15 protein-coding genes are annotated in these 14,003 nt (G+C 56.4%); 4 read left to right on the forward strand and 11 right to left on the reverse strand.

Going from position 1 to position 14,003, the window contains the following annotated elements:
• From ABJF76_RS00005 to ABJF76_RS00020, 4 genes are all read right to left on the reverse strand, one after another.
• Window positions 1-381, reverse strand: a 381-nt coding sequence (locus ABJF76_RS00005; RefSeq protein ID WP_413822472.1) for a patatin-like phospholipase family protein, incomplete at its 3' end; no start/stop codon positions are given.
• 84 nt (window positions 382-465) lie between these two features.
• The gene (locus ABJF76_RS00010) at window positions 466-1,242 is read right to left on the reverse strand and encodes a 3-hydroxybutyrate dehydrogenase (RefSeq protein ID WP_413819747.1); all 777 of its coding nucleotides are present in this window, start codon (window positions 1,240-1,242) and stop codon (window positions 466-468) included.
• Between the two features lie 117 nt (window positions 1,243-1,359).
• Complete coding sequence (locus ABJF76_RS00015; RefSeq protein ID WP_413819746.1) at window positions 1,360-2,172, reverse strand: N-acyl homoserine lactonase family protein; 813 nt, start codon at window positions 2,170-2,172, stop codon at window positions 1,360-1,362.
• Window positions 2,169-2,462 carry a putative quinol monooxygenase gene (locus ABJF76_RS00020; protein WP_413819745.1) on the reverse strand — a complete coding sequence of 98 codons (294 nt, stop codon included), beginning with the start codon at window positions 2,460-2,462 and terminating at the stop codon, window positions 2,169-2,171. The genes ABJF76_RS00015 and ABJF76_RS00020 overlap by 4 nt, the downstream gene beginning before the upstream one ends.
• Window positions 2,463-2,588: 126 nt before the next feature.
• Between ABJF76_RS00020 and ABJF76_RS00025 the strand changes: the two genes are divergently transcribed.
• Genes ABJF76_RS00025 through ABJF76_RS00035 form a run of 3 tightly spaced genes read left to right on the forward strand, consistent with a single transcriptional unit; the run spans window position 2,589 to window position 5,343 of the window.
• The gene (locus ABJF76_RS00025; protein ID WP_413819744.1) at window positions 2,589-3,665 is read left to right on the forward strand and encodes an isocitrate/isopropylmalate dehydrogenase family protein; all 1,077 of its coding nucleotides are present in this window, start codon (window positions 2,589-2,591) and stop codon (window positions 3,663-3,665) included.
• Entirely contained in the window at window positions 3,662-4,681 is a 1,020-nt protein-coding gene (locus ABJF76_RS00030) for a Gfo/Idh/MocA family protein (protein ID WP_413819743.1), read from the forward strand. Before ABJF76_RS00025 ends, ABJF76_RS00030 begins: the two co-directional genes overlap by 4 nt.
• The gene (locus ABJF76_RS00035) at window positions 4,681-5,343 is read left to right on the forward strand and encodes a GntR family transcriptional regulator (protein WP_413819742.1); all 663 of its coding nucleotides are present in this window, start codon (window positions 4,681-4,683) and stop codon (window positions 5,341-5,343) included. Before ABJF76_RS00030 ends, ABJF76_RS00035 begins: the two co-directional genes overlap by 1 nt.
• A 2-nt stretch (window positions 5,344-5,345) precedes the next feature.
• On the opposite strand, the gene ABJF76_RS00040 is transcribed toward ABJF76_RS00035, so the two are convergent.
• From ABJF76_RS00040 to ABJF76_RS00055, 4 genes are all read right to left on the reverse strand, one after another.
• Entirely contained in the window at window positions 5,346-6,125 is a 780-nt protein-coding gene (locus tag ABJF76_RS00040) for an IclR family transcriptional regulator (RefSeq protein ID WP_413819741.1), read from the reverse strand.
• An 11-nt stretch (window positions 6,126-6,136) separates the two neighbouring features.
• The gene (locus tag ABJF76_RS00045) at window positions 6,137-7,495 is read right to left on the reverse strand and encodes a TRAP transporter large permease (RefSeq protein WP_413819740.1); all 1,359 of its coding nucleotides are present in this window, start codon (window positions 7,493-7,495) and stop codon (window positions 6,137-6,139) included.
• Complete coding sequence (locus ABJF76_RS00050; RefSeq protein ID WP_413819739.1) at window positions 7,495-8,166, reverse strand: TRAP transporter small permease; 672 nt, start codon at window positions 8,164-8,166, stop codon at window positions 7,495-7,497. The genes ABJF76_RS00045 and ABJF76_RS00050 overlap by 1 nt, the downstream gene beginning before the upstream one ends.
• Window positions 8,167-8,280: 114 nt before the next feature.
• On the reverse strand, window positions 8,281-9,513 hold the full coding sequence (locus ABJF76_RS00055; protein WP_413819738.1) for a TRAP transporter substrate-binding protein: 1,233 nt from the start codon (window positions 9,511-9,513) through the stop codon (window positions 8,281-8,283).
• 108 nt (window positions 9,514-9,621) lie between these two features.
• Here ABJF76_RS00055 and ABJF76_RS00060 point away from each other — a divergent pair, with 108 nt between their 5' ends.
• Window positions 9,622-11,217 (forward strand): GMC family oxidoreductase, encoded by a 1,596-nt coding sequence (locus ABJF76_RS00060; RefSeq protein WP_413819737.1) that lies wholly within the window; start codon window positions 9,622-9,624, stop codon window positions 11,215-11,217.
• An 87-nt stretch (window positions 11,218-11,304) separates the two neighbouring features.
• On the opposite strand, the gene ABJF76_RS00065 is transcribed toward ABJF76_RS00060, so the two are convergent.
• The 3 genes from ABJF76_RS00065 to ABJF76_RS00075 form a co-directional block, all read right to left on the reverse strand.
• Window positions 11,305-11,955 carry an aldolase gene (locus tag ABJF76_RS00065; protein ID WP_413819736.1) on the reverse strand — a complete coding sequence of 217 codons (651 nt, stop codon included), beginning with the start codon at window positions 11,953-11,955 and terminating at the stop codon, window positions 11,305-11,307.
• Window positions 11,952-13,187 carry a 3-oxo-tetronate kinase gene (gene otnK, locus ABJF76_RS00070; RefSeq protein WP_413819735.1) on the reverse strand — a complete coding sequence of 412 codons (1,236 nt, stop codon included), beginning with the start codon at window positions 13,185-13,187 and terminating at the stop codon, window positions 11,952-11,954. Before otnK ends, ABJF76_RS00065 begins: the two co-directional genes overlap by 4 nt.
• A gap of 95 nt (window positions 13,188-13,282) precedes the next feature.
• Window positions 13,283-14,002 carry an Asp/Glu racemase gene (locus ABJF76_RS00075; RefSeq protein WP_413819734.1) on the reverse strand — a complete coding sequence of 240 codons (720 nt, stop codon included), beginning with the start codon at window positions 14,000-14,002 and terminating at the stop codon, window positions 13,283-13,285.
• Between the last annotated feature and the right edge of the window lies 1 nt (window position 14,003).

The following is a 14,003-nucleotide window of genomic DNA, read 5'->3' on the forward strand; positions in this document are numbered from 1 at the left end:
CAATTCATAAGGCGAAGCCATGCGCGACAGCGCGTCCGCCATGATATAGCCGGGCGAATGGTCCAACGACCACGATCCAAACATCATATCAAGGGCTGTGCGCTTGATCGGGCTGCCCTGTGCAGCCACACTGACTGCGCGCCAGAACTCTTCCAATTCCGCCCGCGCCCCTGCTGCACCGCCGTTGTACATGCCTTGCGTGGCGACAACCGCATTCATCGCCCCCGCCGACGTGCCACTGATACCGTCAATCCAAAGCCGGTCTTCTTCGAACATGCGATCCAGCACGCCCCATGTGAACGCCCCGTGCGACCCGCCCCCTTGCAAGGCAAGGTTGATCGATTTCTCGTGTCGCTTTTGACGGCCGTTTGTCTTGGGCATGGGGTGCCTCCTAATGGATGGGCAGAGTGTGTTTTATATGGGCGCGCCAAGAGTTCGGCGCGCCGCGTGGATCAAAGCCGTGCCTTATTGCGCGACCCAGCCGCCATCGACGGGCATCGACACGCCCGTAACCGATGCCGCGGCCTCGGTCGACAGGAACACACAGACAGCACCAAGCTGTTCAACGGTGACAAATTCCTTGGTCGGTTGCGCCTTAAGCATGACGTCGTTTTTGACTTCGTCTTCGGTGATGCCGCGTGCTTTGGCAGTGTCGGCCACTTGGCCTTCGACCAGCGGGGTCAGCACATAGCCAGGGCAAACCGCGTTCACAGTTACACCATCTTGGGCGGCTTCAAGGGCGATGGTTTTGGTCAGGCCAACGATGCCGTGTTTGGCCGTCACATAGGCCGACTTATAGGGCGACGCCACAAGACCGTGAGCGGATGCGATGTTGATGATGCGCCCAAATCCACGTTTTTTCATGCCCGGAAGAGCTGCGCGGATGGTGTGAAAGGCCGAACTCATGTTGATCGCGATGATCGCGTCCCATTTGGAAATCGGGAACTCTTCGATCGGGGCGACGTGTTGGATGCCCGCGTTGTTTACCAGAATATCGACGGCGCCAAATTGTTCTTCGGTTTGTAGCACAAGCTGTTCGATTTGGTCAGGCTTGGTCATGTCAGCGCCGTTATAGGCGACGGTGCCGGCACTTTTGGCGTCAAGTTCGGCGCGGGTGGCTTCGATTTCGTCTGCATCACCAAAACCGTTCAACATGATGTTGAAGCCTTCAGCGGCGAACGCTTCGGCGATGCCAAGGCCGATGCCGCTAGTGGATCCAGTGATGATAGCTGTACGTGTCATTGTCTGTCTCTTTCATTATGCTGCAGTGCGGAAACTTGCCCCACAGGTAGGGATGAATTCCCCAAGGTACAAACTAAATTTGTCACATTCCCGGGACCAATGTGACAGAAAAGACCCTTAAAGCAGCGGCATTTCGCCATTTGGACCCACATCAAGACGGCAAATATGTTCTGCTAAATCATTTGGGAAATAGCTGCGCACCAACGGATCATGCCCCGGAATGATCAGCGCCGGGCGGCTGGCAAGCTGGTACAGCGTATCAAACCCATCAAGCATGTTTTGCAAATCAACCACGATGGGAAACGGTTTGCGCGCGACAAAGTTCTCGTAAAAGTGCGACGCATCCGAGGCCAGCACCATCCAACCGACTTGCGTGCGCACCCGCACCGCTTGCAGTCCGCGACTGTGCCCACCGATGCAATGCACGGTGATGCCGTCAGCGATTTCGGCCTCTCCATCATGAAAGATCACGTGGCCCGAATACAGCCGCTTGACCGCTTCGCACACGTGATCGGCTGTGAACGGCATGCGCAACGCGTCGTGGCACATGCACGGCCCCGTGGCATAGGCCATTTCGGCGGCTTGCATATGCAGTTTAGCATTCGGAAACAGGTGCAAACCGCCCGCATGGTCGTAATGCAAGTGGGTGACGATGATTTCGGTAATGTCTTCGGGCGTCAGATCAAAAGGCTTGAGGGCCTCGACCGGGTCCAGCCTGATCGGGCGCCCCCGCGCGCGGGCCTCGTCATTATCATAGCCGGTATCGACCAAGATCACGCGTCCCTGATGTGGCCCCGTCCCGTGGATCAGCCACATGTAATAATCGATAGTATGGGGCGCATCATGGTTGTCATCAAAGATAAAGCTGTCCGCCCGCGTGCGCCCAGCGCGTTCGCCGTACTTAATGGCGTGGATGGTCCAGTCGCTCATGTGTCGACCTGAGCGAAGGTGCGCAGGGTTTTACTTGCCACCAAATCCACCACCTTTGGGCCGGTGGCTTTGTAGTGCGGCATGGTTTGGTGCGCCTCAAACGCCGCCAGATCATCGTATTTTTCGTAAAGGAACACAGTGTTAGGATCGCCGGGGTCTGTGCATACGTCAAACTGACGGCACCCCGGTTCGTCCCGCACAGAGCAACGTGCATTGTTAAGGATCGCTTCCATGAAAGGCTCCATTTGGCCTGGCTTGATCTCAAAAACAACGGTGACGGCAAATGGCATGGCTGGTGTCCCTATTGGTGTGGCCCTGACGCGGGCACTGGATAATGTATACTTTAACGTATACGCAGAAACCCACCAAAGGCGAGTCGCTTGCGGACCAGTTTACGGCCAAAGGGGGCGCACGCCATGAAAACAAACTATGACATCACAGTCTTTCAAGGTGACGGCATCGGGCCGGAGATTATGGGGCCCACCACGGCGTTGTTGTCTGAACTCGCACAGGCGGGCGGGTATGATTTGCGTTTCACCGATGCGCCTGCAGGTGCCGCGCATTACCGCGATACAGGCGAAAGCCTGCCCCAAGCGTCAATGGATGCCGCTCGCGCCGCCGATGCCATCCTGTTGTCGGCCATGGGCCTCCCGGATGTGCGATATGCAGATGGCACCGAAATCTCGCCTCAGATCGATTTGCGCAAAGCGCTGACTCTGTTTGCAGGCGTGCGCCCCGTCACCATCCGCCCCGGACAGCCAACGCCGTTGGCGACCGACAAACCGGTCGATTTTGTGCTGATCCGTGAAAGCACCGAAGGGTTGTTTTACACCCAAGGGCGCGGTGAGGTTGAGGCCGACGAGGCCCGCGAAACCCTGCGCATCACTCGCGCCATTTCTGAACCCCTGTTCAAATTCGCCTTTGATCTGGCCAAGGCGCGCAAGGCCTCTGGACGTGGGCCGGGCAAAGTCACCTGTGTCGACAAGGCCAACGTGTTCCGCGCCTTTGCGTTTTTTCGCGAGATGTTCGATGCCGAAGCGGCCAAACACCCTGAGATCTCAGCCGAACACGCCTATGTGGATGCCACTGCGTTGTGGATGGTGGAACGCCCTTGGTCGTTTGATGTGATGGTGACGGAAAACATGTTTGGCGACATTCTGTCCGATTTGGGGGCCGGGTTGATGGGGGGGCTTGGCCTTGCGCCATCGGCAGACATTGGCGTTGATCATGCGGTGTTTCAGCCCTGCCATGGGTCGGCCCCCGATATCGCAGGTCAAGGGATTGCGAACCCAATGGCAATGATCCTTTCAGGCGCGATGATGCTGGAATGGCTGGGCGGTCGCCACGACGTGCCTGCCATGCAGTCAGACGCCACACGGCTGCGCGATGCCGTCGATCAAGTGGTCGCTGAAGCGCGCGTGCTGACCCGCGATTTGGGCGGCACTGCGACCACGGCAGAGGTGATAACCGCCGTAAAAGAGGCTTTGAAATGACCATTCGTGTGGCTTGTGTCGGTGCAGGCTATTTCAGTCAGTTCCATTACGATGCATGGGCGCGGATCGATGGTATCGACCTTGTCGCAGCGTGCGACTCGGATTTGGGCCGTGCAGATGCCACTGCACTTCCGGCTTTTGACGACCTCGACGAAATGCTGGAAGACGCAGCACCGCATCTGCTTGACATCATTGTGCCCCCAGATGCCCACGCAGCAACGATCCGCGCGGGCTTGGCCGCGGGTGTGAAGTGGATCATTTGCCAAAAGCCCTTTTGCCGTGACTTGCAAGAAGCCCGCAGCATCGTGACCGAGGCCAAAGCCGCAGATGCGCGCCTGATTGTGCACGAAAATTTCCGCTTTCAACCGTGGTATCGCGCCATCAAGGCCGAATTGGAATCGGGCCGTATCGGCGATATCCTGAACGCCACCTTTCGCCTGCGTCCCGGCGACGGGCAAGGGCCGGACGCCTATCTAGACCGGCAGCCCTATTTCCAGACGATGCCGCGCTTTTTGATCCACGAAACGGGTGTGCATTGGATCGATACATTCCGCTACCTGTTCGGCCCTGTTTCACATGTCTATGCAGACCTGCGCCGACTTAACCCTGCGATCAAAGGCGAGGATGCGGGGATTGTGCTGTTTGATCACACGTCAGGTGTGCGGGCCGTTTTTGATGGCAACCGCCATCTGGACCACACATCCGACAACCTGCGCCGCACCATGGGCGAGGCGTGGATCGAAGGCACACATGGCACCCTCACTTTATTTGGTGACGGGTCCGTTGAGCGGCGCGCCTTTAATGAGGCCAGCACCGTGACCGTCTTGCCTGCCAGCGTGTGGGACGGTTTTGGCGGGGATTGCGTGTTTGCCCTACAATCTCATGTGGTCCGTGCCATGCAAACGGGTACGCCCTTGGAAAACGAAGCGCGTGATTACCTGAATGTTTTGAGCATCAAGGATGCGATCTATGCCTCGGATGAGGCGGGGCGCAAACTGGCATTGGATGTACATTGATGGGCGGGCCATCGCATGTAGATCGGGCGTTGTCGGCGTTGCGGCAATTGATTTTCTCGGGCGAATTGCTGCCCGGTTCGGATCATTTGGAAACAGAACTGGCCACCCGGCTGAACGTGTCGCGCACCCCCATCCGCGAAGCAGCATTGCAATTACAAGCCCAAGGGTTGGTCGAGGTGCGACCCCGACGCGGCATCCGCGTTGTGCCAGTGTCGGCCCAAGACATGCGCGATATTTATGACATTCTGACAGAGCTTGAAAGCTTGGCCGCCGCGCGCGCAGCACAAGCGCGCTATTCCAAACAAGACCTTGCCGCCTTGGCGACAGCCATTCGCGACATGGATGATGCGTTAACAGCCAGTGATCTGCCTGCATGGGCAAAAGCCGACGATCAGTTTCACCACGAATTGGTGCGGCTAGGGCGCAATGCCCGGCTGGGCCAAATCGTATCCGTCATGCGTGATCAGGTGCGCCGGGCGCGCGCCGCGACATTGTTCATGCGTCCCAAACCCACCCAATCCAACACAGCCCACCGCGACGTCTATCAAGCGATTGCTGAACGCGACCCGGTCCGCGCCCACGACGTGCACCATGCGCATCGGCGCCAAGCCTGCGAGACATTGGTGGAGTTGTTGGAAACCCACCGCTTACACGGCCTTTAAGGCTAGCCCATGTGCAACGCGGTAAGATCCGCTGCCGCTTTGCTGAGCACAGGCAGATAAGCGGTCAACTCACTTAAAGTACAACGTTGAAGGGGCGCGTGCGCCGACAGCGTCGCAAGCAGCTTACCCTGCCCGTCCAGCACCGGCACGGCCAATGCTGTCATGCCGCTCATGAATTCTTCGTTGTCGGTGGCGTAGCCACGTTCACGAGTAAGGTCGAGCTCGGCCTTGATTTCATCCATATCAATCAAGGTCGACTCGGTCCGCTTTTCCAACGGACGCGCGGATAGAATAGATCGCAGGATATGTGGGCGCATGGTCGACAAATACATTTTGCCGCTGGCCGTACAATGGAACGGCACTTGCGTGCCAATCGGTAGTTGGATGCGCAGCGGCCATTCTGTTTCGACCCGATCAAGATAGATCATGCCTTCGCGGTCGGGCGTGGCAAGGTTGCATGTCTCGCCTATCTGTTCGGCCACACCGCGCAAAATGGTCAGGCGTGCAGTGCGCAGATGTTCCGACGACATTGTACTGACGGCCAGTGCACGCAAACGCGGCCCCGGACCGTATGACCGCCCATCAAGATCGCGCTGCAAGAAACCTTCGGCTTCGGCCGTTTGCAACAGGCGGTGCACCGTGGGTTTGGGCAAGCCAAGCGCCTCGATCAAATCCGACGGTTTGACGGCGACCCCGCGTTTGACCACCTCCTCCATCAGCAACAACAGTCGCAAGTTGGTGGGGATTTGGCCGGTGGGCTCAAAGTGTTGATCGTCAGGCATGGTTCTTTTGGCTATCTATTCGGTAGCAGGAACAATGCAAGTTCGGGGACCAATGCAACAAGGATCCAAACCGACAGCAATGCGCCCAGATACATCGTAGAGTATCGCAGCAATCGGAAATATGGAACGCCCGTCACGCCAGATGCGACATAAAGGTTCAGGCCATAGGGTGGCGTTATGAACCCAATCGACGCCCCAACCAAAAAGACCACGGCAAAGTGGATCGGATCCACGCCCACCGACGCCGCAATCGGGGCCAAAATTGGCGCCATGATGATCGTGACCGGAAGGCTTTCAAGGATCATGCCTGCCACAAACACCATCGCCATCGCTGTGAACAAAATAGGGTAATACCCGCCCATGCTGCGCAGCAGTTCGCCGATGACCTCGGCCGCACCTAAGCGCCCAAGTACCTGTTGCATCACCACCGACACCGCAATCAGCGGCGTCAGAATACCAGCGATCTGTGCCGACCGTTCGACTACCGAAGGCACATCCCGAATGCGGAACCCTTCGACCGTCAGCATAGACGCAAAAGGTTTTTCATCGATCGGTGCGGCCTGATCGACCTTCATAAATTTATTAAGCGGATAGCTGATCACCCCCGCAATGATCCCAAACCCAACGGTTACGCCCGCGGCTTCGGTTGGGGAAAACTTGCCTGTATAAATCCCCCAAAGCACAAGCCCGATGGCAAAAAAACCGAGCCACGCGCCCACCGCCGTCTTAAGCACCCGAAACGGTGATAGGGCGATCAGAACGCCCCATTTGTTCATCACAGACACAACAAAACACACACCCATCATGGCAATCACCATCAAAGCGCCCGGAATGATGCCCGCAATGAACAGGTCCGAAATCGGCAGGTTCATCAGGAAACCGTACACAATAAAGATGATCGACGGCGGGATGATGATCCCGACCGTGCCGCCCGCCGCAGCTGTGGCCGCAGAAAAGCGTTCGTCGTATCCACCCTTGATCATTTCAGGGTGCAACATCGAACCGATAGTGGCGGTGGTGGCCGAATTCGATCCCGAGATCGCGGCAAACAGCCCACATGCGCCAATGGCCGCCATGGCCAAACCACCGCGCAACCAGCCAAGGCAGGCGTAGGCAAAGTCCGATAATCGTTTTGCGATGCCCGATTTGTTGATCAAATCACCGGTCAAGATGAACAGCGGCATCGCCAGCAAGGCAAAGCCGTCTTTGAACACGTTCAGCAATTCGTTGCCCGTGTTGTCCAGCGTCAACCCGATGACAAGGCTACAGCCGACCGACCAGTAAAAGATCACCAGCAAAACCGGTGTTCCCAGCATAAACAGCAGCGTCACCGCCAATGAGATAAGCGTAATCCACGTTCCATCCGTCATCACCCTTGCCCCCCGATGACCGCTTGTTTGATAAGGACTTCGTTGTTGCGATACCGGCCAAGGTCAATCATCGCATTGCTTAGAACGCGGCCCGCCATAAGCACAAAACAGATCGGCATTGTCACGATAAACCACCAGCGCATCACGCCGTCAGTGCCTAAAACGATGGCAAAGTTATCGTATGTATTGACCGTGATCCGCGCCATTGTGGTCACGCAGATGATGCAGAAAATGAACCAAAGCACATTGTCCATCACAAGGCACATATACTGTTGCTTGTGCCCCATCTTGGAACGGAATTCAGAAAAACTAAGGTGCGTGCGCAGCTTGACGTTATACGAACAGCCGTACCACGACATGATCATAAAGATCAGCGGCGGCATGGTGGTGGACCACGGCACTTGTGACGAAAACACAAAACGTTGGATCACGCCGGAAAAGATGATTGCAGCAATGATGATATAAGCAGCCACGGCGATCAAGCGTTCGAAATTGCGATCCAGCCAAGGTGACAGTTTGTAGATATAGGTAACGAGAACAGCGCCGATCATGGTCAGTGGCGCAAACAAGAACCACGCGGCATCTGATCGATAGGCCTGCACAACTTTGAAATTGATGTCCCCACTCAACGTCGCTGTGACGATGGTAGACATATCCGCCCAGATCGACATCCCAAGCCCCTTATCATTTGATTCTTATCTTGCCGAGCATGGCGCATTTCGCGCTCTTTTGGCAAAAAAGCCGACCCCGAAAAACAGGGTCGGCCTTGATCGTTTCGTGCGCGATTACGATTTCCACCAACGACGCGGTTCGACGTTTTCAGGCAATGTGTCGCCTGGGATCGTGCGGACCTCGTCATAGATTTCTTGATAGGTGTCTGCGCCACCTTGCCAGCCGTTGATACGCTCGCGCCATTCTTCCCACAGCTGTGGTTGGAATTCGGGCGAACACATTTCTTCGGCTTTCCGCATTTCGGCATCGGACAAGAAGGCGTTGCGCACGTTGTTTTGCGCAAAGATCGAATTTGGCATCATCGGATCGGATTGGCCAACGGTGTTGATCAATGCCACTTCATTTGCCGCCTGCACGTGGGTTTGCGCCCAGTAAGACGATTCCATAACTGCGTCCTGCAATTCGCCACCAAGGCTGTCGAACACGCCAGCATTCATTGCCGTATGTTCTGTGCCACAGAAGAAATTCAGGTGCACTGACTGGCTGACCACAGGCGACATGTTGGCGTAAGCCACGGCAGACGCCCATGTTTCCGCACCATCAATCAAGCCCTGTTTCAGACCATCAAGGGTTTCTTCCCACGCGATTGGAACCGGGTTCAGGTTCAACGCTGTCATCGCGATGCGGCCTAGTTGGGTGCCGGTCACGCGGTTCTTGGTGCCAAACAGTTGTTCAACGGATGTGACTGTTGGTTTGTCTTCCCATGCAAGACCCAACTGAATGCCGCGCAATTCGGCGTGGCTGAAAAGGAATTTCAGACCGTGGCGGCGCTCATAAGGTTCGCGCAGCAACGCTTGGGACGCTGGGGAATACAAGAAATGGTACTGATCCGCGCGGTTACGGAACATATACGCATAATCCAATACGTTAAGGTATGGTGCACCCCCGGCCGAGTTTTGTGTCGAGGCCGCATAGATGTCGATGATGCCCTGTTGGGCTTTTTCGACGCAAGACACCTGACCACAAATCTGGTTATCACCGATAAATTCGACGCGAATTTCACCGTCTGTGCGGCTTTCCAAATCGCGCGCAAATTCCAATGCACCAGCGCGTTCAATCAGTAAGTTGCGGGCGTTAAAACCGGCTGCGCCGAACTTAAGCGTGAACTTGGCTTCTTTGGCAAAACGCTTTTCATAGGTCGATTCTGCCGCGGATGCGAGGTTTGCAAGGCTCATTGCCCCACCAAACCCGCTTGCCGCCAAAAGCGTCGAACTCATGCCGTAACGGCCTGCAACTCTGAACAAATCTCGGCGTGAAATGCCGTTTATTTTGTCACTAACTCCCATGCTATCCTCCCTGATGCATTTATTGAGACGTTTTATCTCATAAAAGGCTAGCCTAGACAGCAGCTTCTGAATAGTCTTTTTTTCACACAACGACCGAGGAGTGCGGGATTGGAAGCCGATTATATCATCGTGGGTGCCGGATCGGCGGGCTGCGTTCTGGCAAACCGGCTAAGCGCCGACCCGACTGTGAGCGTCGTTTTGCTTGAGGCCGGTGGGCGCGATTGGAACCCGTGGATTCACATTCCGGTCGGCTATTTCAAAACCATCCACAACCCCAGCGTTGACTGGTGTTACAAGACCGAACCTGATCCCGGTCTGAACGGGCGCACGATCGAATGGCCGCGCGGGAAAGTGTTGGGCGGTTCGTCGTCACTGAACGGGTTGCTTTACGTGCGCGGACAGGCCCAAGATTATGATCGCTGGGCGCAAATGGGCAACCGCGGCTGGGCGTGGGAAGACGTGTTGCCGCTATTTAAGCGCAGCGAAAACAACGAACGCGGGGCGGATGAATTTCACAGCGATCAGGGAAATTTGTCTGTTTCGGACATGCGCATACAACGCCCAATTACAGATGCTTGGGTAGCGGCTGCACAGGCGGCAGGATACAAATTCAACCCCGATTATAACGGCCAAGATCAAGAAGGTGTTGGGTTTTTCCAACTTACGGCGCGCAACGGGCGGCGGTGCTCTTCGGCCGTGGCGTTTCTGAATCCGGTCAAATCCCGCAGCAATCTGCACATCATCACCCACGCGCCGGTCGAACGCGTGAACATCACCGATAAACGCGCCACCGGCGTCACCTACCGCGACCGAAATGGTGAAAAGCGCACGGTAACGGCGCGGCGCGAAGTCATCTTGTCGGGTGGATCAATCAACTCTCCGCAACTGTTGATGTTGTCGGGTGTCGGCGAAGCCGCGCAACTGGCCGAACACGGCATAGACATGATCGCTGACCTGCCCGGCGTGGGCAAAAACCTGCAAGACCATTTGCAGGCACGCCTTGTCTATAAATGCAACGAACCGACGCTGAATGACGAGGTCTCGTCCCTATTTGGGCAAGCCCGCATTGGGTTGAAATACCTGATGTCCCGTTCGGGCCCGATGGCAATGGCCGCGAGCCTTGCAACAGGTTTTCTGAAAACGCGACCTGATCTTGAAACGCCGGACATTCAATTTCACGTTCAACCACTTTCGGCTGAAAATCCCGGCAAAGGGGCGGATAAATTTTCGGCATTCACCATGTCGGTTTGCCAACTTCGCCCTGAATCTAAAGGCGAAATTCGCTTGGCCAGTTCAGACGGACGCACCTATCCCAAGATTATCCCCAACTACCTCAGCACTGAAACCGATCGCCGCACCATCGTAAGCGGCGTTAATATTGCCCGCAGAATCGCCCGCCATGCCCCTTTGACAGCAAGGATATCGCAGGAATACCGCCCCAATGCGGACATGCCCATCGACGATTATGACGCCACATTAGATTGGACACGCAACAACACCGCGTCCATCTATCACCCCACGGGCACCTGCAAAATGGGCGCCGACAAAATGGCTGTGGTGGATGATCAGCTGCGTGTCCACGGCATCGCAGGGCTGCGCGTCGCCGATTGTTCGATTATGCCCGAGATTGTCAGCGGCAATACAAATGCCCCCGCAATCATGATTGGCGAAAAGGCATCAGACCTAATCTTGGCAGCACGTTGAAACAAACGTCGTTTTTGAGTATTTTGGGAACAATGAAACACACAGCGGTATTGCTTCATTGTTCTTCAAATACTCAAGTTCCAACCATCAATCATCCCAAGCTACGTCAAACTTTTTTACGACCGCATTAACTTGCGCGTCAGTCAACGCCTGTGGAGACATCCCGCGTGTCATCAAAGCAAGCCTGGCCGTGTCTTCAAGTTCTTCAATAGCATTGCACGCAGCTTCAACGTCTTTGCCAGCAACAACCGGCCCGTGATTGGCCAACATCACAGCCGATCGTTTGCCCGCCAGCCCACGCACCGCCTGCCCCATCGCAGGGTCACCGGGCAAAAAGAACGGCAGCAATGTGACTTTGCCCAGCTTCATAATCCCATAGGGCGTGAGCGGTGGCAGGAAATTATCGGGATCCGCTCCGGGCAACAGCGACAGCGCAACTGAATGGCACGCATGCAAATGAACCACCGCGCCCGCAGTGCTGCGGGTGTCGTAAAACGCCGTGTGCAGCGGCATTTCTTTGGTTGGGCTGTCCCCGCCAACATGCACACCATGCGCGTCAAACCGGCTAAGCCGCGCCGGGTCAAGGCGGCCAAAACTGGTTCCCGTCGGTGACACAAGCAACCCACCGTCATCCGTTCGGGCCGAAATATTCCCAGTACTGCCGTGGGTCAGCCCCCGTTCGAACAGGGACTTTGCCAGCAGACAGATTTGGTCGCGCAATGCGCTTTCATTACTCATAGGCCTGCCAAAATACGGGATGCTTTTTCAAAGAAGTCATCGGTTCCAAAATTCCCTGATTTTAATGCGACCACCAGATCAGGTGCGGCGCGCAAAGCAGGAACCCCGGGGTCGATTTCCGGCCCAATATCTAGGGTATCCAGCCTTAGCCCTTCGACAACCGCGCCCGACGTTTCACCCCCCGCTGTGATGATGCGCGTCGCGCCACCCGCGTGCACTTTTGCGGCAACGTCAGCAAAGAACGCCTCAATCGCAGCGGAAGAACGTTCGCGTCCGTATGTGTCTTGCACTCGGCGAATTTCCTCTGGATCAGCTGAGCTATAGACCAGCGGCACGCCGTCTTGGTCCAGCAGCCACGCTGCTAGGTTGTCGACATTTAGCCGCCCCTCGATGACGTCCTCGGCTACGATTTCGCGCGCAGGGTGGCGCGCCGCATGATAGGCAACCTGCGCACGCGTGGCGATTGAACAGGACCCGGACAATGCGACAGCCTTACCGCTTTGCCCCGTCCACGTAACCGGACCCGGTGTGCACCCAAAGTTCGCAGGCAAGCCCAATGCAACGCCCGACCCGCCAGTGATCAGCGGCAGATCATGTGCGGCCTTTCCGATTGCGCGCAAATCGGCGTCTCGGATCGCGTCCACCACGATCAAGCGATGACCGGCTTTGTGTTCGCCCTCTAAAGCTGTGCGAATGGCCGCATCACCTTCAAAAACATCGCCTGCGGCCACGTGCCCGACAGAATGGTGCGTTTGCGGTGCCAACCAGCGGCGCAGATCCGAATCCGTCATTGGCGTCAGCGGGTGGTTTTGCATCCCGCTTTCGCTCAGCAAGGTATCGTTGACGAACAAATGCCCCTGAAAAACCGACCGTCCCGTGCCGGGAAAGGCGGGACAGACGATGACCTTATGTGCGTTCAATGCATCGGCTAACGCGTCGGCGACGGGGCCGATGTTGCCATCGGCTGTGCTGTCAAAGGTCGAACAATATTTAAAGAAAAACTGCGTGCAGCCCTGCGCCCGCAACCATTCCAATGCCTCAAGCGACATGGCCACTGCGTCCGCCACAGGAACCGATCGCGATTTGAGCGCCACAACGCCTGCCTCGACTGATGCGTCGGCGGGACCATCTGGCACGCCGGTATATTGCGTGGCGCGCATGCCGCCCTTGGCAAGCGTGTTGGCCAGATCGCTTGATCCGGTGAAATCGTCGCCGATGCATCCCAGTTTCATTGTGGTGTTTTTACCTTCTTTGTCCGAGTGTCAGAAAACACCTAGCCTACGAACGGCGCAAGGCCTGTACGCGATTGCAGGCAAATTTTGCGCATTTACAAAAGGTCACGCGGGGTTTCGACATTTACACCGCCTTGCCTTAACAAATGCCATGCCAGGACAAGGTTCGACGACAGAACCGGGATTCCCAAGCGGTCTTGGAGCGGTGCAATCACGTCCAAAGTGCGCAGGTTTGTGCACGACAAAAACACCGCTTGTACGTCTGCGCCTGCCATCATGTCGATTGTTGCTGCTGTAATTGAATCCGCATCGATCTGTGCCACTGCGGCTTCGTTGCCTTCGTTAAAGCTGGCAAATGTCGGGGTTTGGATGCCTTCGGCATCCAATACCCCGCGCAGCCGGTCAGAAACAGAGGCGACATAGGGTGACAAAAGCGCAAGTCGCGTGACCGACAAAGCATCGCACGCCGCAATCAAAGCCGTGACGGGTTCGCTGACCATGCGCGTCGTGGTGCCCGCTTGCACGTGGTTTGCAATCACATCTGTCCCGATCTGCGCAGTGCCCGATGTGCAACCATACCCGACGACGTCGAATGTGTGGCCCACCGGGAACAACGCGGCTGCACCGCTTAACGCGGTTTCCATCTGCGCCAGACTGTCCAAAGTTACATCCACCCCCGACGGCACGCGCGACACCAGCAGGCTGACATCGCGTGGCATAAGACGACGAAAATCGTCCTCAATAGTGCGGTCTGCTTGCAGCGCGATCAGGCCAAGTTTGGTGCGGGTGTCCTGCGCTGTGGTATAGGTTGGCATG

The sequence above is a fragment of the Tateyamaria sp. genome, assembly GCF_039940735.1.
GTDB lineage: Bacteria > Pseudomonadota > Alphaproteobacteria > Rhodobacterales > Rhodobacteraceae > Tateyamaria.